The organism is Arthrobacter celericrescens, assembly GCF_003614925.1.
Classification (GTDB): domain Bacteria; phylum Actinomycetota; class Actinomycetes; order Actinomycetales; family Micrococcaceae; genus Arthrobacter; species Arthrobacter celericrescens.
Genome location: NZ_QYLP01000021.1, coordinates 12,862 through 37,713, shown reverse-complemented (window position 1 = coordinate 37,713; position 24,852 = coordinate 12,862). Strand labels below are relative to the sequence as shown.

The window sequence follows — 24,852 nt, the reverse complement described above, 5'->3', positions numbered from 1 at the left end:
GAGGCGGGCCGGAAGCGGGCGGCTCAGGCGGTCCGGGTCACGAGCGGGATGATCTGCTCGGCCAGCAGCACGACGCCGAGCCCCACCATCACCATGCCGCTCGCCAGCGTCACCACCCGGGCCGCCGCCGGCCGCGAATGCAGCAGCTTGCGCGACGCCAGGGCGACACCCGTGTAGATCATCGCCACGAGCAGCACGAACGTCAGGCCCAGCACACCCGACTGCACGGGAACGGGCAGCGATGCCTCCGGGCTCACGAACTGCGGCACCAGCGCCAGGAAGAACAACAGGCCCTTCGGGTTGATGCCGCTGGTGCCCATGCCCAGCAGGAAGCTGCGGAGCTGGTTGTGGGACTGCCCGACGGCGTCCTCCGCGCTGAAGCGCGCACCGCGCCAGGAGCGGAGGGTACTGAAGCCCAGCCAGAGCAGGTACGCCGCGCCGGCCACCATCAGCCAGCCAAGGAGCCCCGGCACGCCGGCCAGCAGTGCCGCGAGGCCGAGTGCCATCAGCACCGTGTGCACCACGTAGCCGCTGCACAACCCGGCCACCGCCGGCACGAAGCTGCGCCGGCGCAGCCCGGCCGCAATGGAGTACGCCCAGTCCACGCCAGGAGTGCACGCCAAGGTGATGGAAACAATGGTGAAGGCGAGGAACAGCTGGGGGTTCACGGTGGCTCCTGGGTCGATCCGCCGGGATGGTCCCGACAAGGAAAACCCTAGGGAAAAACGCGCCATAAGTGTTCCCGTTTTTATCTCACTCAACCGCTATCTGGGTAAGATATTTGCGTGATTGACGGAATCGACAGAACTATTTTGCGCCACCTCAAAGAGGACGGCCGGATGACGGCCACGGCACTCGCCGCGAAGGTGGGGTTGACGGTTGCGCCCTGCCACCGCAGGCTGCGCGACCTGGAGTCGTCCGGGGTCATCCGCGGGTACCGGGCGGACATCGATCCGGCCGCGATCGGCCTGGGATTCGAAGCGATCGTATTTGTCACCATGGCCAAGGTGGAGCGCACCACGGTGGCCGATTTCGAGGAACGGGTGGCCGCCCTGCCCAACATCATCGAGGCCCAGCGGCTGTTCGGATCACCGGACTACATGCTCCGCGTGATCGCCGTGGACCTGCCCGCCTACCAGCGCTTCTACGACGAACAGCTTTCGTCCCTGCCCGCCGTCGAACGCCTCACCTCGACCCTGGTGATGAAGAACCTCAAGGGCAACGCCGGGCCGCCGGTCTAGGCTGCCCCGGGGAGGGCGGGGCCGCCCAGGTCAGCCAGCCAGCCAGCCGGCTCCGGCTATTCGACCGGCCTGACATGGACGATGACGACCTGCACGTCCTTGCTGCCGTCGTAGCGCAGGTCGTAGTTGACGTCCAGGCCCGTGCTGGTGCCGCTGGTGATGGAAAAGTCGCTCTTCATCTGCGGATCGGCGCTCGCCGAGCTGATCCAGCCCTCGGCGGAGTCGCCGTCGATCCCGTACTTTTCGACGCCGTCGCGGATCAGCGCGAAGAACTCTTCCGGGGAGTCCGCGGTGAGGAAATAGGTGATCTCGCTGAAGTCGGGCTGGATGTTGGTGGTGTTGAAGCGGAGGCGGTCCGTTTCCCCGCTGATCTCGCCGGCGGGCGCCACAATGGTGAGCTTGATCTTGCCCTCGTCCTGCGTGTTGATTTCGGGTCCGTAGCTGGTGTCCGAGACGCCGACGGCGGACTTCAGCAGCTTGCCGCTGCTCAGGTCCAGCCGGGCGCGGAGCTCGGTGCGGATCCTGTCGACGCCGGCGGGGTCCAGGGTGGAGAAGTCGGAGGTGTTCACGGTGCTCCCTTGCGAAGAGTGAGGCGTCTGGGCGGGTGTGGCGGAACCGGGGAGTTGGCAGGCGGCGAGGACGAGGCACGCAGCGGCGGCCAGTGCCGCGGCGCTGGTGCGGGCTGCGTTCCGCAGCGGCGGCCTCACTGGTGGACCTCGACGTCGAAACCGGACAGGAAGCGCCCCGTGATGTCCGGAATGTTGTTGAGGGGGCGGTGTTCCTCGACGCGGCCGTTGAAGTCCGAGGCGATGATGTCCCGGGCGCGGTCGGGGTCCGTGGCGAGCAGGTTCTGGTACGCCGGCAGGGTGTCCTGGCTGATGAGCGCCCAGCGGGAGTCGGCGTCGGCGATGTTCCCGCCCGGGAATCCGGTGGTGAAGTCGGTGCGGAACTGGAGCGGGTTGTCCCAGCCGGTCACCGGCACCTTCTCCGGGCCGGGGCTCTCCACGCTGTAGGTGTACGGGAACACCTCGGGGAAACTCTTCGCGCCGGGGATGGAGGGCTCGCCCGCGAGGGTGACCATGTAGGTGACGGCCTCGCCGCCCGGGTGGTTCTTCATGGTGACGTAGTCGTCGGCGATGATCTCGTTCTGCTCGCGGTACAGGAGCGCCGTGTTGCCCTTCTGGATCTCGGCGGGGTCGCCGGAATCGATCTGCGCCCAGGCCTGGGCTGTGCCGGCGTCGATGGCGCCCGAATCCCGCAGCCGGTTGATCTCCTCGATGCCGCCGTTCATGTACGCCTCGTGCTGGCGGGCCTGGTCGAGGAAGATCTCCTTGTTCATGTCCAGCATGGAAGTCTCGTAGAACTTGATCTCCTGGTCCGTCATCCCGGCCAGCTGCTCCAGCTGGTCCAGGACCGGCAGCGGAATGTCGGACACCGGGTTGTCGGTGATCTGCTGCGCCAGATCCCGCATCAACGCCATGTCCTTGAAGCCGCCGGCAAACGACGGCCCGATCATGTTGGCCATGCCCGCCCACTGCAGGTCCGGGTTCTCCAGGTAGGCCTGGCCGTAGTAGTCGTACACCTTCTTGATGGTCTCCCAGTTGTACTCGGTGCCCTTGGAGGTGTCCCACGTGGCAGGGTCGATGCCCATCTCGCGCATCGCCTGCTGGTTCCAGTAGTCGCTCAGGAAATCGGCGTACTCCGGGGAGTTCTTGCTGATCAGGCCGGAGTCGGCGGCTGCGTCCATGGCCGCCTTCGCAGCCTCCGGGTGTTCCAGCGCCCACTGTTTGAACTCGTCGCTGGCCAGGTAGGCCTTCCGTTCGGCCGGGGTCATGCCTTCGAGCTTGTCCGTGAGCTCCCCGGCCGGACCTCCGGGACCTCCCGGCCCGTTGCCTTGACCGCTTGAACCGTTGCTACCGGTGCTTGCCTTGTCCTGTTCGTCCGCGTTCTTCAGCAGCGCCTTGCTGGCAGCTTCCATCTCTCCGGCGGCCTTTTTGAGGGCGGGCAGGTGGGCGGAGCTCCAGTCGCTGCGGAAGCGCTCGCCGTCGGCCCCGCGCCATCCGGTGCCGGCCAGCGTGCTGCTTAGCTGCTGGCCCAGGGCCGAAAGCTTGTGCGCCCCGCCCGCCATGGTCTTGGCGAGCTGGCGCAACTGTGCGACGTCTGCACCGTAGAAAGTTCCGGACATGATTCCCCCGAGCGAATGTCTGTGCCCCACATTGTGCCAGCCGTTCCGGCATTGCCGATCCTACGGCCCGCCGCGCCGGGCGGCGATGGGGAGAGGTGCCCTGGGGACACTGGTCGCTGTGAATATTGGAATTCTCCGACAGCCACATTGATTGGTCGGTGAATCCCGAGGAGATCTCCATTCTCGATGGATGATTAGAGCATGCCGTCGAAGCCGGGAACGCCGCGCACCTTGGGATTTGCCGTGTGGAGCGACGACGTCGCACTTGTCCGCGAATTGTTGGACGTCGGTGTCCGGGTTGACGACTACGGGTCGGACACCACTGATGTGACGCCCTTGATGGAGTCGGTTAATGAGCTCGAACCCTTCTATGACGCTGACCGGGTCGTTGTCACACAGCTCCTCCTTTCGGCCGGGGCCGACGTATCGAGGCGCGACAAGACCGGACGCACCGCCCTGCACTACGCCGTAGGAGCTGGCCGCAAGGCGGTTGAGATTCTCCTCGCCGCAGAAGCGGATGTGGATGCCGAGGCCGATGGAGGGGTGACGCCGCTGCATGAAGCGGTCACCCGCGGGAACCCAGCAGCCATCGAAGCGCTCTGTCGGGGCGGGGCAAACCGGGGCGCTCGAGACGGACTGGGCCGCACACCCGCAGGATTACTCGCCGAGGACGAGGATACGTATACACCTCAGGAACGAGCTGCACTAAACGCGATGCTCGCTGGCTGAGCAGCCGGCCACCGCTTGGCGATCCGGGAATCGCGCCCCTAACGTCATGGAGAACACCCGACGGCGGCGGCTCGCCCTCGCGGCTACCCCCGCAGCAGGCCGGTGGTCCGGTAGGGGATCACCTCGCGCAGGAACATGCTCGTGGACGTGCGCACGATTCCCGGGCAGAGCCGGATTTCCTCGGACACCCGGTAGAGGTCGTCCGGGCTGGTGGCTACTACGCGGATGATGAGGTCGGTGTCGCCGGCCGGGGCGTGGCATTCCAGGACCTCGGGGATGTCCCGCAGCGCGGCGATGGCTTCGTTCAGCCGGTGCTGGTCCAGTTCGGCGCTCACCGCCGCGGCCACCCCGCGGCCGAGCGCCGCGGGCACGACGCGGCTGCTGTTCGGCCGCAGCGCGCCGGACTCGGACATCCGCTCCAGCCGAGACTGCACGGTGCCGCGGGCCAAGCCCAAGCGCTGGGCGAGCACCATCACCGGAAGGCGCGGATCGTCGTCGAGCGCTGCAAGGATGCGCTTGTCCGTTGCGTCCAGTTCCTGCATCGTGTTCGCCTTCCTGCCTCTGGCGGCGCTCAGGCCTGGCCAGATTGATCACCCGCCTTCCATTGTGCTGTACAAAACGACTTCACTCCCGGAGGCCCGGCCGGAACCCGGAGCGGGAGCCCCGCCAGGACGGATTTACACGCCCGTAACCACTGCCTCTTGACGCCATCCGATTAAAACGCGAAACTCTTCTCATATGTGATTCCAGTCTCAAAACGATCGGAGCCCTCGGGCAGGTCTTTTGGGACGAAAGACGACAGGTGAAGAAAATGGCAACAACTCTCGAGCTCACGGTCCGCACTGCGGCGTGGACCCGCCCGTCCCGCGAACTCGTCCGGGCCTTCGAAGCCTTCCCGGTGGCAAACATCGGCGATGCCATGGAGCGGATCGGAATCGTCGACGGGCGCATCGGCACGGTGTGGGCCGGCGCGCGCTGCGTCGGTGCCGCCCTGCCGGTCCTCGGCGCCGCCGGCGACAACGCAGCCGTCATCGAGGCCCTGAACTACATCGAGCCCGGCGACGTTGTTGTCATCAACGGTTTCGGGCACGAGCACCGTGCCCTCGTGGGCGAACAGCTCTCGCAGCGCTTCGCGGCGGCCGGCGCCACCGGCGCGGTCATCGACGGCTACATCCGGGACCGGGCCACCATCGCCGAGATCAAGTTCCCGGTCTTCGCCCGCGGAGTCACCCCCGCAGGTCCGTTCAAGAACGGCCCTGGGGTAATCGGCGAAGCGGTGGCGATCGGCGGCATCGTGTGCGCCGCCGGTGACATCGTGGCCGCCGATGACGACGGCGTCGTCATCATCCCGCAGGCACGCGCCGAGGAAATCCTCGAACTCGTGAAGGCCGTCGCCGCACACGAGGCGGAAATGACCGCCGAAATCACCAGCGAATACAACTGACCCCCACCCCAGCAAGGCTTTCTCCCATCCCGGGCCCCTCCTAGACTGAAAGCACCCCCCACATGACAAAGCAAACGACGGACTCAGTGGAACTGAACACCGCTCAAATCAAGGTCGTCACCGCAGACGGCAAGATGGTGCGCAAGGCGACGATCGCCGGCACCATGGGCTCCTTCGTGGAGTGGTACGACTACGGCATTTACGGCCTGCTGACCACCTACCTGGCCATCAACATCATGGGCTCCAAGGACCTCGGGTCCCTGCTGCTCACCAACGTGGGCTTCCTGGTCAGCTTCCTCGCCCGGCCCTTCGGCAGCATCATCTGCGGCTACCTGGGCGACAAGCTGGGCCGCAAGAACCTCCTCGCGATGCTCCTGCTGCTCATCTCGGGCGCCACCGCCTGCATCGGCCTCATCCCGTCCTCGTCGGTGATCGGCTGGGCTGCTCCGGCGCTGCTGATCCTGCTCCGCATCCTGCAGGGCTTCTCCGCCGGCGGCGAGGTGGCCGGCGCCATGGCCTTCGTGGGTGAGTACGCGCACAACAGGCACCGCAACTTCTCCATGAGCTTCATCGCCGTGGGTTCCTTCTGCGCCCTGCTCTTCGGCAGCGCCTTCTCCGCAACCCTCATCACCACCTTGGGCGACGCCACCATGGAATCCTGGGCCTGGCGCCTGCCGTTCCTCTTCGCCGTGCCGCTGGGCTACATCGGCTTCTACATCCGCTCCAAGATGGAAGACACCCCGCATTTCGCCGCCCTCCGCGAGCGCAACGAGGTGGAGCGCAACCCGCTGCGCGCCGTATTCACGTCCAAGCGCCACCTGAAGGCCATCGCGCTGACCATCTTCCTCCCCGCGGTGAACGGCCCCGGCTACTACCTGCTCTTCGCCTACATGCCCACCTACCTGAAGACCCAACTGGGCAGCGGACACAACTTCAGCATGCTGCAGGCACTGACCGTCACAGCCTTCAGCCTGGTGGCGATCATCATCTCCATCCCGCTGATGGCCCGCCTGTCCGACCGGATCGGCCGCAAGCCCGTGCTCGCCCTCTCCGCCGTGCTCATGGCCGTGGTGTCCTACCCGATGTTCGGGCTGATCACCTCGGGCCAAATGCTCCCGGCCTGCATCGCCACCGTGGTCATGGCCATCGCCTTCTCCGGCCACGCCGCCGTGGTGCACACCGTGCTGACAGAAATGTTCCCCACCACGGTCCGCTACAGCGCCTACAGCATCGGCTTCAGCATCAGCACCATCATCTTCGGCGGCAGCGCCCCGCTGGTCATGACGGAAATCATCAAGGCCACCGGCAACAGCATGGTCCCGGCGTACGCCGCGATCGGCACCGCCATCATCACCCTGGTGTCCGTCTTCTTCCTGAAGGAAACCAAGGGCCAGCCGCTGGCCACCCACTAACAGAACCCGTACGACGGCGGCCTGCCGCCATTGCCGGCAGGCCGCCGTCGTTGGACCATAAGCACCACAAACGAGAACCATCGGGAGTCACCTTGGGCATCAACTCAGTCGCCGTCGTCGCAGACCTCGGCGAAAGCTACGGAAACTACACCATCGGCGACGACGACGCCCTGCTGGGCCTGGTCACGGCCTCCAACATCGCCTGCGGCTTCCACGCCGGTGACCCGCGCGTCATGGACGCCACCGTCAAGGCCTGCGTGGAGCGCGGCATCGAACTCGGCGCGCACCCCGGCTACCCGGACCTGGTGGGCTTCGGCCGCCGCCTCATCGAGGCCAGCGAAGAGGAAATCCGCACCGACGTGCTCTACCAGATCGGCGCCCTGGACGCCTTCGCGCGCATCCACGGCGGCAAGATCAGCCACGTCGCCCCGCACGGCCGCATGGGCAGCATCGCCCAGACCGACGCCAAGCACGCCCGCGCCATCACTGACGCCATCAAGGCCTACGACCCCTCCTACATCGTGATCTGCCAGAACGGCCTGCTCGCCGACGAGTCCCGCAAGCGCGGACTCGAAGTCGGCTACGTCTTCCTGGCCGACCGCGGCTACGGCGAGGACGGCATGCCGGTCTCCCGCAACAGCGAAGGCGCACTGCTGCACGACCCCGAGGAAATCGGCCGCCGCGTGGTCCAGGTGGTCACCGAAGGAACCGTCCGCGCCGTCACCGGCAAGGTGGTCCCGCTCGGCCATGATGCCGACGTCGTGCTCCTCCACGGCGACCACCCGCAGGTCCTCCAGAACGGCACCGCGCTGCGCGCCGCGCTGGAAGCCGCCGGCGTCAAGGCCACCGGCCTGCAGGAAGTCCTGGCCGAAAAGGCCCGCCTCGCCGCGGTCTGAACCTGACGGCAGCCGACCACCACGACCGGGCAGGACCCATGAGCACCAACACCGCCCCCACCGGGCACCCTAAGCAGCCGCCGGAGCTGGAGGCCGAACCGTTCGGCGATTCGGCCCTGATGTTCCGGGCCAGAAGCGACGACGCCGGCGTGCGGCGCGCCGTGGCCGGCCGCCTCCGCGACCTCCTCCTCGGCATGCGGCCGTATGGAATGGTCGACGTCGTTGCCGGGGTCGAGTCGCTGCTGCTTGAGTTCGACTGCCTGGCAGTCAGCCACGGCCAGCTTGCGCAGACCGTCCGGCTGGCGGCCGCCGGGGCGGACTGGGACGGGCTCCTTTCCGGAGCGGCGGCTGCCCCTCCCCGGGCGCATTTCGTGATCCCGATGGTGGTCAGCGAGGAGTACTCCCCGGACCTTCCGGGCGTTGCGGAGGAACTCGGGATGAGCCCCGAAGCAGTGCTGGCCGCGTTTGCGTCCTCCACGCTGACCATCAACCTGCTGGCCGCCGCCATGGCCCCCATGATGGGCGGCGTAAAGTTCCCCGGCCAGGTGAGCCGCTGCCGGGAACCCCGCACCAATGTGGAGCCGGGCTCGGTGATGGTGGCCGGGACCAACGCCATCATCCAGCCTTTCCCCGGCCCCAGCGGCTGGAAGGTCATCGGCCGCACGCCCGTGACCATCTGCGATATCCGCGAGGACCCGGCAACGTCGTACCTTCCGGGCGACACAGTGCGCTTCGAGGTGGTCCCGGAAAGCGAATGGCAGGGCCTCGAGGGGACGTTCCTGCGGGCCGCCACGGCGGACCAGCCGGCGGCGGACTCGGACGCTGCCCGGCAGCCCGGGAGCGCGCTGTGACTGCCATTGACGAACATCCGGTGTCGCTGACCGTCCACGAGGCCGGCTGGCTTTCCACCTTCCAGGACCTGGGCCGTGAAGACTCCGAGGCGCTCGGCGTGCCCTGCGGCGGCGCGGCGGACCAGCTCTCCGCGGCCACCGCCAACATCCTGGCCGGCAACGGCCGGAAGGCCGCCCTCCTGGAAATCATGGGCGGCCGGTTCTCCTTCACACCGGAGCGGGATGTGCTGTGCGCGGTGACCGGCGTCCCGGCGGACATCACTGTCAACGGCGATCCCGTTCCCATGTGGGAACCCCTGTGCCTGCCTGCGGGCGCGCGCGTGGTCATCGCCAACGCCAAGGGCGGTATGCGGAACTACCTGGCCTTCAGCGGACACCTGGACACCCCGCGGTTCATGGGCAGCGCCGCGCCCGAAGCCAGGATGGGCTTCCCGCAGCAGATCACCGCCGGGCAGCGCATCCTCCTGCGCACCCGCTACCGCGGCTTCACGCACCCGTACCTTGACCAGCCGCTGTTCCGGCTGCCGGTCCCCGTGCCGGACTTCAACCCGGCGGTGTGGACGATCGACGTCGTCGACGGTCCGGAAACCGGGCGCACCCCCGGAATCCGGAAGCTGTTGGAATCCAGCCACTACACGGTTGGCCCCAGATCCAACCATGTTGGCCTGCGCTTGGATGGCCCCGTGGTGCATCCGGAGGGACTGGGCGAAATCGTCTCCCATGGCGTGCCGATCGGCGCGTTCGAAATCCCGCACGGGGATGAACTCATCATCCTGGGCCGTTCGCGCACGCTGACCGCCGGCTATCCGATCGTCGCCATCGCCGCGAAGGCTTCGCTCCCGATGCTGGGCCAGGCCAGTCCCGGTCGGAAGATGACGTTCCGCTGGGTCGGCAACGAGCAGGCCGTCGAGGCCTACCGTGAACAGCAGCGTGGCCTGGCACTGCTGGAGGAGCGCGTGCGCGCGGTGTTCGGCGCCGTCGGGCTCCCGCATGCGGCGCTGCCAGCGCCCGCTGCCTGAATTCCGCCCGGGCGGCTTGACCGCCCGCCTTTCAAATGAGAAACTCTTCTCAAATGTGATGTCAATCTCAAATCAAACTAAGGACTGAACCATGGGACTTCCGGAGAACAGGGGACTCCTGGACGGCAAGGTAGCCATCGTCACCGGTGCCGGCACCGGAATGGGCCGTTCGACGGCGGAACTGCTCGCCGCGGAGGGTGCCAGCGTGGTCCTCACCGGACGGCGCGCTGAGGTGCTGCAGGAAGTCGCCGCGCAGATCGAGGCCGCCGGAGGCCGTGCGTTCGCCCGAGCGGCGGACATCACCGCCAAGGAAGACGTGGAGGCGCTGGTCTCCTGGGTCCGTGAAACCCTCGGGCCGGTGGACCTCCTGGTGAACAACGCCGGAAGCGCCAGCAAGGTGCTCAACGTCCGCTGGATCAGCGAAGATGAATGGAACGGCGTCCTGGACGTCAACCTCAACGCGGTCTACCTGCTCAGCCAGGCGGTCCTGCCGGACATGCTCGGGCGCAAGACGGGCACCATCATCACCGTCTCGTCCCTGGCCGCCGTCAACCCCAACCTCCTCGGCGGCGCGGCCTACGGCGCGGCGAAGGCCGCCGTGCGGAACTTCATGACCTACCTTCACAACACCTTCCGCAACGAGGGACTGCGTGCCGTCACCATCCTCCCGGGGGAGACCGCGACGCCGATCCTGGACAACCGTGCCCGGCCGCCCCGCGACGACGAACGCGCCGGGATGGTCCAGCCGGAGGACGTCGCCCGCGCCATCCACCTCGTGGCAACCCTGCCGCAGCGCACCGTGGTGCAGGAACTGGTCATCGCCCCCACCGTCCAGCGCGACACCTCCGGAGACATCGAAATCAGCCGCTGGATGGGCGCCCCGGAGGGCGTTGGCCCGGCCGTCCCTGCCGCTCCGGAAACCAAGGCGGAACAGGAATGAAAGCCCGCAGGCTCTTCGCCAACCAGACGTCGTCGGCGGCTCCGCCAACCCAAGCCGCCCCGTCGACCCAGCCCAGCACAACCCAGCCGACCACCCAGATCAGGAACACCATGACCCTCGAGCCAGCCACCGCCGTCGCACATTTCCAGCCTTCCGAGGCGGTGCTGCGGGTCCAGAGCACCTCGCTGCGCGTCCAGCAGCCCCAGTCCAAGGGCAAGCTGGTGTCCCTGGCCATGGGCGAACCCGACTTCGACACCCCGGCGCAGGTCCGCGCCGCGGCTGCGCAGGCCCTTGAAGAGGGCTACACCCACTACTCGCCGTTGCTCGGCGAGCCGGTGCTTCGCGAGGAGCTGGCTGCCCGTATCAGCCGGCTCCTCGGCGGAGTGGCCAGCTCCGGCGACGTGCTCATCACCCAGGGCGGCACCGCGGGCCTGTCCGCCGCCATCCTGGGAATCGTGAACCCGGGCGACCGCGTGGTCATCCCGGACCCCACCTACTCCCTGTATGCGGACCTCGTCAGCATGGCCGGCGGCATCACCGTCCCGGTCCCGCTGGCCGAGGACCTGCACTGGGACCTCGAGGCCCTCGCCTCCGCGCTGGAGGGCGCCAAGCTCTTCGTCTTCTGCAACCCCTCCAACCCGACGGGCATCGTGCATTCCCGCCGGGAGCTCGAGGCGCTGGCGGACATGCTGGAAGGGACGGACACCCTGGTGATCTCCGATGAGGCCTACAGCGACCTCGTCTACACCCCGGAACCGTTCACTTCGGCCTTGGAAGTCGAAGGCCTGCGCGGCCGGACCATCTACTGCCAGACCTTCTCCAAGAGCTACGCCATGACCGGCTGGCGCGTGGGCTACCTGTGGGGCCCCTCCGAGGTGATCGCCTCTGCCGCCCGCGTGCACAACACCTTCAACGGCTCCATGAACCAGGCCGTGCAATACGCCGCGCTGACCGCGCTGAAGACCTGCGGGCCGGACATCGAACGCATGCACGCCTCCTACTCCCTCCGACGCGAGCTCATGGCCGAAGGACTCCGCAGGATCCCGGGGCTGACGGTCAGCTCGCCGGAAGGCGCGTTCTATCTTTTCCCGAAGTACGACGCCGACCTGCCGGCCGCGGCGATGGTCACCCACCTGCGCAACCACGGAGTCGCGGTCCGTCCCGGCAGCGAGTTCGGCAGCCACGGCGAGTTCCACCTCCGGCTTTCCTACGCCGCCGGCACCGAGGCGATCACTGCCGGCGTCGAGCGTCTCGCGGCAGGCCTGGCGGAGCTGAGGTGAGGCCCGCCGGCCTCGGCACGGCTCCTTCGGCCCAGGCGCTACGCTGGGATCTGAAACGGAAGGGGGCACCCATGCGCAGCGATACCCAGCGCAACCGCCGCCAACTGGTGAAGGCTGCCGGAAAGCTCTTCGCCAAGGCAAAGGGCCCGGTGAGCATGAGCGACATCGCACGCGAGGCGGAGATCTCGCCGGCCACTGCGTACCGCCATTTCGCCTCGGTGGAAGAGGTGCTGGCGGCCTTCCGTTTCGGCGTCGGCGAGAAGCTGCGGGACTTCAGCGTTGCCCAGTCCGCCTCAGGCGTGGAACTGCTGGAACTTGTCAGCCGGCACTGGGTGGGCTTGGTGGTCAAGCACGGCGGTTCCATGGTGCACACCCGTTCCGGCGAGGGCTACCTGGCCCGCCTGCGCTCGGGCGCCTACTACCTCACCATCCAGGCCGAGGCGCTGGAACGTCCGCTCCGCGAAGCCTGCGAAGAGCTCGGGCTGCCCCCGCTGGGCGACGAGGCCCTGTTCCTGTGGAACATCCTGTTCGACCCCCGTGAAATCTTCGACCTCCTGCACACCGTGGGACTGAGCCAGGATGAGGTGTCCGCGAAGCTGTGCGCGGCCCTCCGCGGAGCCATGGCCGCCTGGGCGGCTACGGGAACAGTCCCTGCAAAATGACCATCAGGTGTCTGTTGCCTGATGCTTGATTGAACAGATTGACCAGTACGGCATTGATCCGTTGCGCCAACTGTAGAGTCTCTGCTCGAATAGTGGCAGCAAAGGGAAAACGGCCACCGCCGCGACCCACAACGGCAACGGAACCCCCGGCACACCACCCGGACCCCGCCACCCCCCGTCCCGCAAGGACGCCGCCGCTGATTGACTCTTGTTCACACCAACGTCAGTCTTCACAATGCCGGCTGTGCCGGCGCCACCATAAGAGCCCCTGAGCCACCGATCCTGACGGTTCCACCGATCCTGACGGTTCCACCGATCCTGACGGTTCCACCGATCCTGGACGTCGATCGATCCTGACGGTAGCTGAGGGGCTCTTGTGCTGCCCGGGGGAGGGTTCCGAAGCGGCGGTGCGGGATGGGCGAAACGGCGGGTCCGCCGTCGCGCATTTCCGTCGGTGCTGCCGATTACGCTGGACCCATGACAGCAGCCGGCCGCTTCGCGCCCAGCCCCTCAGGTGAACTTCACGTCGGCAACCTCCGCACGGCCATCCTGGCCTGGCTCTTCGCCCGCTCCACCGGCCGGCGTTTCCTGCTCCGGGTGGAGGACCTGGACCGGGCCCGGGCCGGCGCGGAAGAGGTGCAGCTGCGGGATCTGTCGGCGGTCGGCGTCGACTGGGACGGACCCGTGGTGCGCCAGACGGACCGCGGTCCGCTCTACACGGAGGCCATCCGGCGGCTGGAGGAGGCCGGCCTCACCTACGAATGCTTCTGCACCCGCCGCGAAATCCAGGACGCCCCGTCCGCCCCGCATGCCCCGCAGGGCGCCTACCCCGGAACCTGCCGGCGGCTGACGGCGGAGGAGCGGGACATCCGGCGGGCCAGCCGTCCCGCCGCGATCCGGCTCCGCGCCGGCGTCAGCGAGTGGACCGTGGAAGACGAACTGCACGGCCGCTACCTCGGAACCGTGGACGACTTCGTGCTCCGCCGCAACGACGGCGTCACCGCCTACAACCTGGCCGTGGTGGTGGACGACGCCGAACAGGGCATCGACCAGGTGGTCCGCGGCGACGACCTCCTGTCCTCCGCACCCCGTCAGGCCTACCTCGCCTCGCTGCTCGGACTTCCCGTGCCGCAGTACGCGCACGTCCCGCTGGTGGTGAACCACGACGGCGCCCGGCTGGCCAAGCGCGACGGTGCCGTGACGCTCGCGGACCTCGCCGCCGTCGGGCTTTCCGCGGGCGAGGTGCGGGAGCGGATCCTGGCGTCCCTCGGGCTGCCCGGTGACCTCAAGGAGGCGGTCGCGGTGTTCGACCCGGCCGCGCTGCCGAGGGAGCCTTGGGTGTGGGATGCGGCGATGGCCTGGCCGCAGCGAAGCGGAACATAAGGAGAGGGGCGCCGGGGATTAGGCTAACCAGTTATGGATGCACGGATCACCGCCCCTGGACTTGTTGCCCCCGGATTCGAAGCCGTTGCCGAGCTCTTCGGCCGCTACCTTGCCGAGGACCCCTCGTATTCGGCCCAGCTGGCCGCCTACCACCGCGGCGTGAAGGTCCTGGACCTCAGCGGCGGGCCGCACATCCGCCCCGATTCCGTCACCGGCGTGTTTTCCTGCTCCAAGGGCATTGCCGGCCTGGTCATTGCCCTGCTGGTGCAGGACGGCGTGCTCGACCTCGATGCCGAAGTGGTCAAGTACTGGCCGGAGTTCGGTGCCCAGGGGAAATCCGGCATCACGGTCGTGCAGTTGCTTTCGCACCAAGCCGGGCTGCTGGGCATCGAAGGCGGGCTCACCCTCGAGGAATGCAACCACTCCGAGCTCGCCGCCGCCCGGCTTGCCGCGCTCCCGCCGCTCTGGAGGCCCGGGGCGGCCTTCGGCTACCACGCCCTGACCATCGGCGTGTTCATGGAGGAACTCTGCCGCAGGATCACCGGAAACACGCTGCAGGAAGTCTTCGAAGAGCGGGTCCGTTCCGTAGCCGGGGCCGACTTCTTCCTCGGACTGCCCGAATCCGAGGAGCCGCGCTACGCCACGCTGCGCTGGGAGGCCGATCCTTCGCGGCCCTGGACCGACCCGGCCAGCCACTTCGGCCTCGCCGCCAACGCCGGGACCGCCGAGATCCTGGACCTGCCCAACATCCGCGAGGTGCGTGCCGCCGGGCTCAGCTCCGTAGCGGGCGTTGCGAACGCCGATGGCATGGCCCGGGTCTACGCCGCCGCGCTGACCGGGCTCGCCGCTGAGTCAGTCGCCGCGGACGGCACGGGTCGCCCAGGCACCGGCGGCTCCGGCGCCGGGCGTCCCGCCGTCGCGCCGCTGCTCAGCGAGGAGACCCTCCGCGCGGTCTCGGCCGAACAGGTCTTCGGGATCGACCGGGTGTTCGGGGACACCAGTTGCTTCGCCATTGTCTTCATGAAGTCCCACGCGAGGATGCCGTTCGGGAGCTACAGGGCCTTCGGGCACGACGGCGCCAGCGGAGCCCTCGGGTACGCGGACCCGGTGTACGGGCTGGCATTCGGCTATGTGCCGCAGCAGGCCGAACCGGGCGGCATCGGCTGCCGGAACTTCGAGCTGAGCGCCGCGGTACGGAAGGCGGTTTCGGAGCTGGCCTCGCAGCGCGGAGTGTTCTAGCCCTCCATCAGGCGGCGCCGGTGCCGGAGCTCCTTGATCCAATTCCGCGTCTGCATCGCGCCGAACGGCGAGGCGCCGCCGTCGAGGTCTTCGGCAAGCGGCCCGGACGCCTTCAGCGCGATGTCCAGCACCCGCACTGCAGCCTTCGCCGGCAGCCCCAGGTGCTCGGCCCACGCCAGGAAGTGCTTGCGGGAGATCCCGGTCTTCTTGCCGCCGATGCCCAGGGCCAGGGTCTTGTCGCCGTAGACCACTGTTGAGGGGATGTCATAGACGGGGGCCACGGTGTATTCGCCGGAGTTCTCCTCCACAGGACGGGACTGCAGCATGGAGACGTTCTTGGCGTGCAGGTCGCCGTTGCCCGTGAGCCAGGCGAAGGCCAGCTGCAGCGCGAGGTTCCGCAGCGCCGGCAACGGGGCGGCGCAATGGGCCGCCAGCGCCGCACACACCTCGCCGTACGGCACGCTGTATTTGTCCGCCGGATACAGCCCCATCACCTGGGCCCCGTCTTCGACGGCGAGCCGCAGCGTGCCGCCGTCGGCCGTGGTGATCCGGTCGAAACGCTCCACGAGCAGCCCGGCCCGCCCGGCGACGTCGTGCACCAGCTGTACGCCCGCCGCCGGAATCCGCAGCCGGCGCGCATAGCGGAACATCAGGAACTCGTTCTCCACTACGAAGGGGAATTCCGGGGCGTTGAGCTTGAGGATGAAGCGCTTGCCGGACTGCGCCACCGGGAGCGAGATCATGCCGGCGGACAACTTGTCCTGCACACCCGCCAGCGCCACCGGGTCGATCAGCCCGGAGTCGCCCAGGAGCGCGTCGAAGTCCAGCGGCAGCTTCGGGTCCATCACGACGGCGGAGCCGCCTTCCGCGGGCGGCTCGCCGTGCGGAACCGTCTGGACGTCGCCCACCGCGTCGCCGCCGGCGGCCATGAGGAGGGCGAGTTCGTCGTCGGCGCTGGCCTTGACCGCGCGGCGGAGCGAGTTCAGGCGCCGTCCCTCGGGCAACAGGCCGGTGAAGTAGGGCGGCACCGCCCCGCTCGGCGTGAAGACCGGCTGGGTGCTTAGGGGAAGCGTGGTCGCGACCGGCGGGCCGTCAGCGTCGAGATACTTCGGCAGATAGCTGAACCGGGTTCCCCCGGCATGCCGCTCGATGCGCCCGGCCAGGACGCCCTGCTTGTAGACATCGGCGATCCGATGGAAGGTCATGGCGCTGTGCCAGTGGTGCTTGCGGTGGACACGCCGAGCTCCAAGCCCAGCGTGCCCAGCACGGCCAGCAGCTGTTCAAGCTGCACGGTGGTCTTGCCCTGCTCGACGAAGCGGACGAAGCGTTCGGAGACTCCGGCGAGGTCGGCGACGTCGGCCTGGCTGAGGGAGAGTGCGGCACGACGGGCCCGGACCGCGCTTCCGAGTGCGTTGCTGAAATCCGCAGGATCCATGGGAACCCCTTTCGCCGATCGGCACGAACGTGCCGATATGGCCATCATCCCTCCGGAAGCCGGCCTCGGACAAGGGACCTTGCGCATGAATCGGCACGTACGTACCGCTTCCCCGCCTGGCGGTGCGAGGCCTGCTCTACGTCTTTTCACGCGCTCAGAGCACGTAGAGCGGCCCCACAAGGTGGGAATTTCAGTCTTCGGCGGGCGGCTCCGGGGTTTCGGCTTTCGGCCTTTGCTTAGCGGGCGTCTTCACGAGGCCGCCGCCGGCCCAGCGCCTCAGCTCCGCGACCTCCGATTCGTCGAACTCAAGCAGGGCCAGGCGGCAGAGCTCCTCGACGTTCCGGGTCCATGCGGCCGCAAGGCTCTCCGCGGTGGCCTCGTCCGAGAGGGCATCCGTGTAGGTCAGCCCCTGGATGATGAAGTTCACCGCCGCGCGGGAAACGGCGTGGCCGGCGGCGACGCAGTGGTCGCGCACTGAGCGGGTGAGCTCGTTTCTGTTGGGCGGGTGCTCGCGGAGAACCGCCTCCAAGGACAGGAACACCTGGCGGAACTGCAGCCTCGAGAGGGCCGGCACGTCGGTCACCCGCGTCACGTGCTCCTCGACGGCGGAGCGCGCCTCGGCCTCCTGGGGAAGGTCCGCGGCCGAGAACCGCCGGGCGTCCCACACCCAGCCGGGAGTCGGCGTCGGGGAGTACTCGATCCCGTTCCCGAGCTGTGCGATCCATGCCCCGAACTTGCCATGACCGCCCCAGTCCGTTTTCAGGGACGGTTCCGCGGTCAGCGCCCGGTGCGCGGCGACGGAACCGGTGATCGGCCCGGACGACGAGCGGACAAGGCTGCTGACCTCCTTGGCCGCGGCACCCTTCCGCGGTGCCGGTGCCGGCGCACGACCTTCAGCGCGGGCCAGGACGCCGGCTCCGGCGTCGGCCGATGATCCGGTGAGGATCGCGGCGAAGTCGGTGGATTCCACCACGTGGTCCGCCATTTCCCGGTAGGCGAACGCGACGGGTCCGGCGGCGATCACCGTGGTGATGCGGTCGGCGGCGCGGAACCGCGCGATCAGCGAGGTGAAGTCGGCATCGGCGGAGGCGATCACGAATTCATCGATGCCCACCGGCCCGGCAAGCACATCCATGGCGTCGAGGACGAGGTTGATGTCGGTGCTGCTTTTTCCCCGCTGCGTGAGGGACGGGCAGTCGATCACCCGGAAGCCGGCCCGCGTCCAGTACACGCGGTACTTCGAGTAAATGACGGGGTTCAAATAGCAGTTGCGGATCAGGAACCGCCGTGCAGCGTCCCGTCCGCCGCCGTCCGCCAGGGCCGACGTCCATAGATTGGGATCTTCGGCGAACACCCTGGCGGCGGCAGGATCCACCGCCTGCAAGCCGGAATAGACGTTGTCGAAGTCGACGAACATGGCTGCCCGGATACCCGGACGGCGGACCTGGCTCGGAGGCACGATCATCCGCCAAGTTTTGCATTCCGCGGGCCGCCGGACCAGAGGTTGCGGGCGGGCCCTTGGGTCTCCGGGGTCGCGGGAACGCTGCCGGGTCGCTGGAGCGTTCCAGCGACCCCGCAGTGTTCCGGCGATTTCGCGAGTTTCGGCCTCAGCCGGCCGCCTCGACGCCGAGCTTCTCGAGGGCCCGCGCCCGACGGCGGTGGCCGGCCAGTTCGTCTTCGAGGATGGCCACGGCGGGGGCGAGGAGGATCACCAGCAGGCAGACGGTCACCGGAACCCCTGCAGCGGCAAGGGCCACGGCGGCCGCGCACGCCACCAGCACCAGGGACGTGAGCAGGAAGTTCATGCGGTTCAGGCCCAGCAAGGTCCCGTAGATCCAGGTGAGGCTCACCTTGAAGATCGCCACGGGAATGGCGACGCTGGCCACGGCGGCGGCCGCGCTGATATGAGCCTCATGGTCGATGTAGTAGGCCAGCACGTGGAGGCCGGCCCCGGTCGCGGCGATGGACGCGAAGACAAACATGTGCCCGTAGCCGAAGGTGAAGGAGCGGTGGCGGCGGACGTGCAGGGCACGGCCCGCGGGCAGGATGAAGTACACCCACCAGAGTGTGAAGGCCAGGCCGGTGCCGCCGAGGCCCACAAGTGCAGCATCCGTGGTCCAGCCGTGCAGCGCGACGATGGAACGCAGGGTTTCGATCGCGCCGATCAGGCACTCACCCAGGGCGATGATCGCCAACAAACCATACCGTTCGGCGATGTGGTGTGCGTGCCAGGGGGTCCTCACCTTGCGCTCGGCGATCACCGGGACCAGCATCTCTGCCACGATCAGCGGCGCATAGATCATCAGCGTGGTGGGGACGTCCGTCTTCACGAAAATGGCGGCAACCCAGCCCAGCTGCACCACGGCCAGCAGGCCCGCGTAGCTCAGGCAGGTCTTGCGCCGCTGCGGATCCTGCCGGGCCGCGCGCAGCCATTGGAGGATCAGGGCCACCCGCATCACCACGTAGCCGAGCACCAGGACCTCGTTGTTGACGTAGTCGCCCTCCAATATTGAATGGAACACCGGCTCGATGCCCATGGTCAGGATGAGCACACCCACCATCTGCACCATGGTGACGATCCGGAAGATCCAGTCATCGGTGTCGTAGGCGCTGGCGAACCAGGAGAAGTTGATCCACGCCCACAGCACGCCGAACATCGCGATGGCGAAGCCGATGATGCCCTCGACGGCGTGATCCTCCGCCACGGCGTGGGCGAACTGGCTGCCGGCCACGCTGAACGCGATCACGAAGGTGAGGTCGAAGAACAGTTCCAGGGGGGTGGCGGCGCGGTGCTGTTCATGGGGATCGCGGCCGCCCATGCGGGAGAGGGCATGGCGGAGTGGGTTGGACATGCTCACACAGTACCGCCAGCCCAACGCGGGGTCAGATACGGCCCATTCCGGGGCGGAACATGGGCCGTAGCTGACCCCGCGTCGGAGAGTTGGAAGGGTCAGACCCGGCCGAGGGCGTCGATGTCTTCGAGGAATTCCTGCTGGACTTCCTTGCTGACGGTGGTCTTGGTATCGGCAATCGCGTCCAGGTAGTCCTGCGTGGTCGGCCCCTTGCGCCCGTTCGACGACGGCGACCCGCTGTTGGCGGCGCTGTCACCGGAGGCCGTGCCGCCGTCGTCGTACACGGCTTTTTCCAGCGCCCGCTGGGAGGCGCTGCGGGCGGCGAACTCGATGTCGGCCGGGGAGAAGCCTTCGGTGCGGTCCACGAGCAGGGCCACGTCCACGCTGTCCACCACGGCGGCCGGGACGAAGCGCTGCCACATGGCCTCGCGGGCGTGCACGTCCGGCAGGCCGATGGGGATGACGTAGTCGAATCGGCCGTGGCGCAGGAACGCCGAGTCCAGCGCCCGGATGAAGTTGGTGGCGCACACCAGCAGGCGGCCGGGCTGTTCCCGGAAGGCCGGGATGATCTTCAGCAACTCGTTGGTGACGCCCTGCAGCGGCGAGGGCGGGTCCCCGGCGCGCTGAGCCGCGATCTCCTCCACCTCGTCGATGAACACCACGGCGTGCTCGAGCTCCGCGATCTCCAGGAAAGTTTCGCGCAGGGCCCCGGCCAGGCCCTTGGGATCGGAGGCCAGTCGGGAGGGGAAGACCTCCACGAACGGCCACTCGAGCCGGGACGCGATGGCCTTGGCGAAGGTGGTCTTGCCGGTGCCGGGCGGGCCGAACAGCACCACAGCGCGCGGGGGCACCACGCCGAACTCATCGGCGAGGTCGGCCTCGGCCAGCGGCAGCACCAGGCGGCGTTCCAGCAGTTCCTTCTCGCGGCGCATGCCGGCCACGTTCTCCCAGAGGTCCCGGGCCAGGACCCGTCCGCCCAGCAAGCCGAGCGGCTCCAATTCCTGGCGCTGCACGGGGATGGTCCGTTCGAAATAGCGCAGGTTTTTCTTGACCACGAAGCCGCGGCCCAGGAACGCCTCCACCCGGGTTTCGGACTCCGGCATCAGCGCGGAGAGCTTGTTCAGCCCGTGCGGGGCCATGCGGTTCTCGACGGCGGCCAGCAGCGAGGTGCCGATCCCGCGGCCGCGGAACTCCGGCAGGGTGGACAGGAACACGATCCAGCCTTGGTCGTGCGCGGCACGTCCGACGGCGGCTCCCACGATTTGGTCGCCCTGCACCGCCACCACGGCGTGGTCTTTCTGGCACGAGGCGAGGACCTCGGAGAGCGCGTAGACGGGTTCGACGCCGTCGGCCTTGAGTGATTCCCAAAGGTGCAGGATGCCGTCGAGGTCGGACGAGTGGAAGTCCCTGATACGCCAGGTGGTCATGTGCTGCTCCTTGGTGGATCTCCGTTGATTACCTGGAACCGAGCATAGAGGGCGGCGGGGTTGCGAGGGCGTTGCGTTACGAAGCTGGCAGACTCTGGGGATGGGCGATAACTGGGAAGCGCGGGTCAAGGACTTTTGGCAACGGACAGATGACGCGGACACGGTAGGGACTCTCGCGGCGATGAAAGCCTTGGTTGCCGAGAAACCGCATGACGATGCGGCCGCCGTCTACGAGTGGGCGTCCGTTCACGACTTCCTTGGCCGGGAATCCGAAGCGATCCCGCTGTACGAACGGGCGCTGGAGCTTGGCCTTGATGACTCACGCCGTCCACAGGCATGCATCCAGCTCGCCAGTTCGCTGCGGAACGTCGGCAGGCCGGACGAAGCTATCCGGCTGCTCGAAGGCTTTCCAGGAGGCGGGATTGTTGGGGACGCGCCCGACGCTTTCCGCGCGCTTGCGCTCTTCGACGCCGGCCTGCCGGGTGACGCCCTGCGCGTGGCTTTGGCTGCGCTGGCGAAGACGCTGCCACTTTATGGCGGTGCGGTGCGGCGTTACGCCGATGAACTTCCCCCAGGAGCGCGGCAGGGCTAGCCCCTTGCCGCGCTCGCGGGTGCGCCCCTTACCCCACCGGGCGGAGCCGCAGCCCCTGCATGCCGCCGTCGATCGCCAGGGAGGTGCCCGACGTCGAACCGGAGAGCGGGCTGGCGAGGTACGCGACGGCGCCGGCCACCTCCGCCGGGTCCACCATCCGGCCGTGCGGCTGGCGGGCGTTGAGGGCGGCGCGTTCTGCGGCGGGGTCCGCGGCCGAATCCAGCAGCCGGCCCACCCACGGGGTGTCCACGGTGCCGGGGTTCACGCAGTTCACCCGGATGCCTTCGCGGATGTGGTCGGCGGCCATGGCGAGCGTCAGCGACAGCACTGCACCCTTCGACGCCGAGTACAGCGCCCGCTGCGGCAGCCCGGCCGTCGCGGCGATGGAGCAGGTGTTCACGATCGCCGCGGACGGCGACTTGCGCAGGTGCGGTAGGGCGGCCCGGCTGACGCGGGCGATGCCCACCACGTTGATGTCGAGCACCCGCAGCCATTCCTCGTCGGAGTTGGCGCTGATGTCGCCCTGTGCGCCGATCCCGGCGTTGTTGACCACCACGTCCAGGCGGCCGAACTCGCGGACCACGGCGTCGACGGCGGCGCGCACCGAGGCATTGTCCGCCACGTCGCATTCGACGCCGAAGTGCGGCGAGCCTGCCGGGTCGAGGTCCAGGACGGCCACCTTCGCCCCGCCCGCGGCGAGGCGGTCCGCGATGGCGGCGCCGATGCCCGAGGCGCCGCCGGTCACGATGGCGGCCAGGCCGTCAAACTCGCGGCTCACCGAGCCGTTGGCGCTCACCGGAGCGTTCACCGGACTGCCGCGGGATCCCCCGCGGAGGCAGCGGTGATGGCGCCGGCTGCCCGGTAGAACTCCTGGCGCTGGCGGCCCAGGCCCTCGACTTCGAGTTCCACCACGTCGCCCGGCTGCAGGAACGGGAAGCGCCCGGAGAGTGCTACGCCTTCGGGGGTGCCAGTGAGGATCACGTCGCCGGCCTCCAGCACCATGTACTGGCTGAGGTGGTGCACCACTGTGGCGGAGTCGAAGATCATGTCCGCGGTGTTCGAGTCCTGCCGGATCTCGCCGTTGACCCAAGTGCGCAGCCGGAGGTTTCCGGCGTCCACCTGGTCGGCGGGCACGAACCACGGGCCCAACGGGCTCGACGCCGGCAGCGACTTGCCCTTGGTCCACTGGCCCGCGGCACCCGGCAACTGGTAATCGCGCTCGGAGAGGTCGTTGGCCACGACGTAGCCGGCGATATACCCGGCGGCTTCCTCCACGGAAGAAAGGTAGGACGCTTCCTTGCCGATCACCACGCCGAGCTCCACCTCCCAGTCGTACTTCGCCGACGACGGCGGGATGGGGGCGGCGTCGAACGGCCCGGCCACGGTGTTGGACGGCTTGAGGAAAACCACCGGGACTTCGGGCGGGGTGGTGCCGGATTCCGCGGCGTGCGCGGTGTAGTTCAGGCCGATGCAGACCACGGAGGCCGGCCGGGCGATGGGGGAGCCGATGCGCAGACCCTCGGCGGAAACCTCTGGAAGTTCCCCGGATTCAAGGGCCTGCCGGGCGCGGGCAACGCCGTCGGCAGCGAAGAAAGCGCCGTCGATGTCCCGGGTCAGGCCGGTGAGGCTGAAGTACTTCGCGGCGCCATTGGCGTCTTCGACGAGGACAGCCGGCTGCTCGTTTCCGGCTGCTCCCAGCCGGGCGAATTTCACGTTCATGTCTTCCTCCATGCTCAGCGTCATTGCTCCGAGCTTCAAGTGTGGTGTCTTCCCCATTCTTGCGGAAATGTGACCCATTGACAATGAAAACATCCGATGTTTAGTCTCGTGCTGAATGGACGTCCCCGGCTGCCCCTCCGGGCCGTACGCGCCGCCTAAGCTAGGAGCACGATGAGCGTCATCACCGCCATGGAAACCCTCGACATCCGCTTCCCCACGTCCCGGGAACTGGACGGCTCGGACGCCATGAACCCGGCCCCGGACTATTCGGCCGCGTACCTGATCCTGCGCACCGACGCGGCGGACGGCCACGAAGGCCACGGCTTCGTGTTCACCATCGGCCGCGGCAACGAGGTGGAAACCGCCGCCATCGCCGCGCTGCGGGAACACCTCCTGGGCCGCAACACCGAGGAACTCCTGGCGGACATGGGCGCCGCCTGGAAGCTGCTCGCCCACGATTCCCAGCTGCGCTGGCTCGGCCCGGAGAAGGGCGTCATGCACATGGCGATCGGCGCCGTCGTCAACGCCCTCTGGGACCTGAAAGCCAAGCGCGCCGGCCTGCCGCTCTGGGAGCTGCTGTCCCGCATGAGCCCGGAGGAACTCGTGGCCCTGGTGGACTTCCGCTACCTCAGCGACGCCCTCACCCCCGAGGAAGCGCTCGGCATCCTGCGCGCCGCGGAACCCGGCCGGGAAGCGCGCCGCGCCCAACTGCTCGCCGAGGGCTATCCGGGATACACCACGACGCCGGGCTGGCTGGGCTATAGCGACAGCAAGCTTTCGCGCCTGGCCAAGGAAGCCGTGGCCGAGGGATTCACCCAGATCAAGCTCAAGGTGGGGGCGTCCCTGGAGGACGACATCCGCCGTGTCCGCGCCGCCCGCTCCGCCGTGGGCCCGGACGTACGGATCGCCGTGGACGCGAACCAGCGCTGGGACGTCCAGGAAGCCATCGAGTGGATGCGCCACCTGGCCCCCTATGACGTGGCCTGGATCGAGGAACCCACCAGCCCGGACGACATCCTGGGCCATGCAGCCATCGCCCGGGCCGTGGCACCCATTCCCGTGGCCACCGGAGAACATGTCCAGAACCGGGTGGTGTTCAAGCAGATGCTGCAGGCCGGTTCGCTGCAGGTGCTCCAGCTCGACGCCGCCCGGGTGGCCGGGGTCAACGAGAACATCGCCATCCTGCTGCTGGCGGCGAAGTTCGGCGTCCGGGTCTGCCCGCACGCCGGCGGGGTGGGGCTGTGCGAGGCGGTGCAGCACCTGTCCATGTTCGACTTCGTGGCGGTCTCCGGCACCAAGGAGGACCGGATGATCGAATTCGTGGACCACCTGCACGAACACTTTGTCACGCCGGTCGAGATGCGCGGCGGGAAGTACTGGCCGCCCACGGCGCCGGGCGGCGGCAGCGAAATGCTCCCCGCCAGCCTGGCGGACTACCGTTACCCGGACGGACCGGTGTGGACCGCCGAGGCGGGCGGCGCCGCCGTTGCAGATGCCGCCGTCGAACGTTCCGCCGCAAGCACCGCCGCCGTCGAGAGCTGAAGGA

The 24,852-nt window shown here is 68.2% G+C and carries 25 protein-coding genes; 14 read left to right on the top strand and 11 right to left on the bottom strand.

From position 1 onward, the window contains the following. Positions 1–23: 23 nt before the first annotated feature. Positions 24–668, bottom strand: a complete 645-nt coding sequence (locus tag D3654_RS04220; RefSeq protein ID WP_120520273.1) for a LysE family translocator — start codon at positions 666–668, stop codon at positions 24–26. Between the two features lie 117 nt (positions 669–785). Between D3654_RS04220 and D3654_RS04215 the strand changes: the two genes are divergently transcribed. Beyond that, positions 786–1,241, top strand: coding sequence for an Lrp/AsnC family transcriptional regulator (locus tag D3654_RS04215; RefSeq protein ID WP_120520272.1), 456 nt, complete (start codon positions 786–788; stop codon positions 1,239–1,241). Positions 1,242–1,297: 56 nt separating this feature from the next. On the opposite strand, the gene D3654_RS04210 is transcribed toward D3654_RS04215, so the two are convergent. Together D3654_RS04210 and D3654_RS04205 are read right to left on the bottom strand one after the other, a co-directional pair. Then, complete coding sequence (locus tag D3654_RS04210; protein ID WP_342635085.1) at positions 1,298–1,810, bottom strand: hypothetical protein; 513 nt, start codon at positions 1,808–1,810, stop codon at positions 1,298–1,300. A gap of 134 nt (positions 1,811–1,944) precedes the next feature. Then, entirely contained in the window at positions 1,945–3,426 is a 1,482-nt protein-coding gene (locus tag D3654_RS04205) for a WXG100 family type VII secretion target (RefSeq protein ID WP_120520271.1), read from the bottom strand. 201 nt (positions 3,427–3,627) lie between these two features. Here D3654_RS04205 and D3654_RS04200 point away from each other — a divergent pair, with 201 nt between their 5' ends. After that, positions 3,628–4,155 (top strand): ankyrin repeat domain-containing protein, encoded by a 528-nt coding sequence (locus D3654_RS04200; RefSeq protein ID WP_120520270.1) that lies wholly within the window; start codon positions 3,628–3,630, stop codon positions 4,153–4,155. 83 nt (positions 4,156–4,238) lie between these two features. Here D3654_RS04200 and D3654_RS04195 read toward each other — a convergent pair whose 3' ends face one another. Next, positions 4,239–4,697 (bottom strand): Lrp/AsnC family transcriptional regulator, encoded by a 459-nt coding sequence (locus D3654_RS04195; protein ID WP_120520269.1) that lies wholly within the window; start codon positions 4,695–4,697, stop codon positions 4,239–4,241. Positions 4,698–4,966: 269 nt separating this feature from the next. On the opposite strand from D3654_RS04195, the gene D3654_RS04190 reads away from it, so the two are divergent. From D3654_RS04190 to D3654_RS04140, 10 genes are all read left to right on the top strand, one after another. Further along, complete coding sequence (locus tag D3654_RS04190) at positions 4,967–5,599, top strand: RraA family protein (RefSeq protein WP_120520268.1); 633 nt, start codon at positions 4,967–4,969, stop codon at positions 5,597–5,599. A 62-nt stretch (positions 5,600–5,661) separates the two neighbouring features. Continuing rightward, complete coding sequence (locus D3654_RS04185) at positions 5,662–7,011, top strand: MFS transporter (protein ID WP_120520267.1); 1,350 nt, start codon at positions 5,662–5,664, stop codon at positions 7,009–7,011. A 92-nt stretch (positions 7,012–7,103) separates the two neighbouring features. Then, positions 7,104–7,907 carry a LamB/YcsF family protein gene (locus D3654_RS04180; RefSeq protein WP_120520266.1) on the top strand — a complete coding sequence of 268 codons (804 nt, stop codon included), beginning with the start codon at positions 7,104–7,106 and terminating at the stop codon, positions 7,905–7,907. Positions 7,908–7,945: 38 nt separating this feature from the next. Beyond that, the gene (locus D3654_RS04175; protein ID WP_120520265.1) at positions 7,946–8,758 is read left to right on the top strand and encodes a carboxyltransferase domain-containing protein; all 813 of its coding nucleotides are present in this window, start codon (positions 7,946–7,948) and stop codon (positions 8,756–8,758) included. Then, the gene (locus tag D3654_RS04170) at positions 8,755–9,777 is read left to right on the top strand and encodes a 5-oxoprolinase subunit C family protein (RefSeq protein WP_245413078.1); all 1,023 of its coding nucleotides are present in this window, start codon (positions 8,755–8,757) and stop codon (positions 9,775–9,777) included. The genes D3654_RS04175 and D3654_RS04170 overlap by 4 nt, the downstream gene beginning before the upstream one ends. 91 nt (positions 9,778–9,868) lie before the next feature. Next, positions 9,869–10,717, top strand: a complete 849-nt coding sequence (locus D3654_RS04165) for an SDR family oxidoreductase (RefSeq protein WP_120520263.1) — start codon at positions 9,869–9,871, stop codon at positions 10,715–10,717. Further along, a complete protein-coding gene (locus D3654_RS04160; protein WP_205571728.1) occupies positions 10,714–11,997 on the top strand; it encodes a pyridoxal phosphate-dependent aminotransferase in 1,284 nt (427 codons plus the stop codon). Before D3654_RS04165 ends, D3654_RS04160 begins: the two co-directional genes overlap by 4 nt. A 71-nt stretch (positions 11,998–12,068) precedes the next feature. After that, a complete protein-coding gene (locus tag D3654_RS04155) occupies positions 12,069–12,659 on the top strand; it encodes a TetR/AcrR family transcriptional regulator (RefSeq protein WP_120520262.1) in 591 nt (196 codons plus the stop codon). Positions 12,660–13,136: 477 nt separating this feature from the next. Next, positions 13,137–14,042: a tRNA glutamyl-Q(34) synthetase GluQRS gene (gene gluQRS, locus D3654_RS04145; protein ID WP_120520260.1), complete on the top strand. Its 906-nt coding sequence runs from the start codon at positions 13,137–13,139 to the stop codon at positions 14,040–14,042. Between the two features lie 33 nt (positions 14,043–14,075). After that, positions 14,076–15,281, top strand: coding sequence for a serine hydrolase domain-containing protein (locus D3654_RS04140; RefSeq protein ID WP_120520259.1), 1,206 nt, complete (start codon positions 14,076–14,078; stop codon positions 15,279–15,281). Here D3654_RS04140 and D3654_RS04135 read toward each other — a convergent pair. From D3654_RS04135 to D3654_RS04115, 5 genes are all read right to left on the bottom strand, one after another. Next, positions 15,278–16,486 carry a type II toxin-antitoxin system HipA family toxin gene (locus D3654_RS04135; RefSeq protein ID WP_120520258.1) on the bottom strand — a complete coding sequence of 403 codons (1,209 nt, stop codon included), beginning with the start codon at positions 16,484–16,486 and terminating at the stop codon, positions 15,278–15,280. The genes D3654_RS04140 and D3654_RS04135 overlap by 4 nt on opposite strands. Next, on the bottom strand, positions 16,483–16,716 hold the full coding sequence (locus tag D3654_RS04130; RefSeq protein ID WP_120520257.1) for a helix-turn-helix transcriptional regulator: 234 nt from the start codon (positions 16,714–16,716) through the stop codon (positions 16,483–16,485). The genes D3654_RS04135 and D3654_RS04130 overlap by 4 nt, the downstream gene beginning before the upstream one ends. Positions 16,717–16,906: 190 nt before the next feature. Continuing rightward, complete coding sequence (locus D3654_RS04125) at positions 16,907–18,181, bottom strand: NYN domain-containing protein (protein WP_120520256.1); 1,275 nt, start codon at positions 18,179–18,181, stop codon at positions 16,907–16,909. A 142-nt stretch (positions 18,182–18,323) separates the two neighbouring features. Further along, positions 18,324–19,568, bottom strand: a complete 1,245-nt coding sequence (locus D3654_RS04120; RefSeq protein ID WP_245413077.1) for a low temperature requirement protein A — start codon at positions 19,566–19,568, stop codon at positions 18,324–18,326. Between the two features lie 98 nt (positions 19,569–19,666). After that, positions 19,667–20,995: an ATP-binding protein gene (locus tag D3654_RS04115; protein ID WP_120520255.1), complete on the bottom strand. Its 1,329-nt coding sequence runs from the start codon at positions 20,993–20,995 to the stop codon at positions 19,667–19,669. 100 nt (positions 20,996–21,095) lie between these two features. Here D3654_RS04115 and D3654_RS04110 point away from each other — a divergent pair, with 100 nt between their 5' ends. Beyond that, positions 21,096–21,587 (top strand): tetratricopeptide repeat protein, encoded by a 492-nt coding sequence (locus tag D3654_RS04110; protein ID WP_162943610.1) that lies wholly within the window; start codon positions 21,096–21,098, stop codon positions 21,585–21,587. A gap of 28 nt (positions 21,588–21,615) precedes the next feature. On the opposite strand, the gene D3654_RS04105 is transcribed toward D3654_RS04110, so the two are convergent. Beyond that, on the bottom strand, positions 21,616–22,383 hold the full coding sequence (locus D3654_RS04105) for an SDR family NAD(P)-dependent oxidoreductase (protein WP_245413076.1): 768 nt from the start codon (positions 22,381–22,383) through the stop codon (positions 21,616–21,618). Between the two features lie 8 nt (positions 22,384–22,391). After that, positions 22,392–23,306, bottom strand: coding sequence for a fumarylacetoacetate hydrolase family protein (locus tag D3654_RS04100; protein WP_120520370.1), 915 nt, complete (start codon positions 23,304–23,306; stop codon positions 22,392–22,394). A gap of 171 nt (positions 23,307–23,477) precedes the next feature. Between D3654_RS04100 and D3654_RS04095 the strand changes: the two genes are divergently transcribed. Next, positions 23,478–24,848, top strand: coding sequence for an L-fuconate dehydratase (locus D3654_RS04095; protein WP_120520254.1), 1,371 nt, complete (start codon positions 23,478–23,480; stop codon positions 24,846–24,848). Positions 24,849–24,852: the final 4 nt, after the last annotated feature.

Bases quoted from the DNA above. Each gene is read 5' to 3' on its own strand.
- D3654_RS04135 (WP_120520258.1), bottom strand. From the start codon at position 16,486: ATGACCTTCCATCGGATCGCCGATGTCTACAAGCAGGGCGTCCTGGCC.
- D3654_RS04115 (WP_120520255.1), bottom strand. From the start codon at position 20,995: ATGACCACCTGGCGTATCAGGGACTTCCACTCGTCCGACCTCGACGGC.
- D3654_RS04110 (WP_162943610.1), top strand. From the start codon at position 21,096: ATGGGCGATAACTGGGAAGCGCGGGTCAAGGACTTTTGGCAACGGACA.
- D3654_RS04190 (WP_120520268.1), top strand. From the start codon at position 4,967: ATGGCAACAACTCTCGAGCTCACGGTCCGCACTGCGGCGTGGACCCGC.
- gluQRS (WP_120520260.1), top strand. From the start codon at position 13,137: ATGACAGCAGCCGGCCGCTTCGCGCCCAGCCCCTCAGGTGAACTTCAC.
- D3654_RS04175 (WP_120520265.1), top strand. From the start codon at position 7,946: ATGAGCACCAACACCGCCCCCACCGGGCACCCTAAGCAGCCGCCGGAG.
- D3654_RS04125 (WP_120520256.1), bottom strand. From the start codon at position 18,181: ATGATCGTGCCTCCGAGCCAGGTCCGCCGTCCGGGTATCCGGGCAGCC.
- D3654_RS04200 (WP_120520270.1), top strand. From the start codon at position 3,628: ATGCCGTCGAAGCCGGGAACGCCGCGCACCTTGGGATTTGCCGTGTGG.
- D3654_RS04165 (WP_120520263.1), top strand. From the start codon at position 9,869: ATGGGACTTCCGGAGAACAGGGGACTCCTGGACGGCAAGGTAGCCATC.
- D3654_RS04205 (WP_120520271.1), bottom strand. From the start codon at position 3,426: ATGTCCGGAACTTTCTACGGTGCAGACGTCGCACAGTTGCGCCAGCTC.
- D3654_RS04140 (WP_120520259.1), top strand. From the start codon at position 14,076: ATGGATGCACGGATCACCGCCCCTGGACTTGTTGCCCCCGGATTCGAA.
- D3654_RS04100 (WP_120520370.1), bottom strand. From the start codon at position 23,306: ATGAACGTGAAATTCGCCCGGCTGGGAGCAGCCGGAAACGAGCAGCCG.
- D3654_RS04095 (WP_120520254.1), top strand. From the start codon at position 23,478: ATGAGCGTCATCACCGCCATGGAAACCCTCGACATCCGCTTCCCCACG.
- D3654_RS04155 (WP_120520262.1), top strand. From the start codon at position 12,069: ATGCGCAGCGATACCCAGCGCAACCGCCGCCAACTGGTGAAGGCTGCC.
- D3654_RS04195 (WP_120520269.1), bottom strand. From the start codon at position 4,697: ATGCAGGAACTGGACGCAACGGACAAGCGCATCCTTGCAGCGCTCGAC.
- D3654_RS04120 (WP_245413077.1), bottom strand. From the start codon at position 19,568: ATGTCCAACCCACTCCGCCATGCCCTCTCCCGCATGGGCGGCCGCGAT.
- D3654_RS04160 (WP_205571728.1), top strand. From the start codon at position 10,714: ATGAAAGCCCGCAGGCTCTTCGCCAACCAGACGTCGTCGGCGGCTCCG.
- D3654_RS04185 (WP_120520267.1), top strand. From the start codon at position 5,662: ATGACAAAGCAAACGACGGACTCAGTGGAACTGAACACCGCTCAAATC.
- D3654_RS04130 (WP_120520257.1), bottom strand. From the start codon at position 16,716: ATGGATCCTGCGGATTTCAGCAACGCACTCGGAAGCGCGGTCCGGGCC.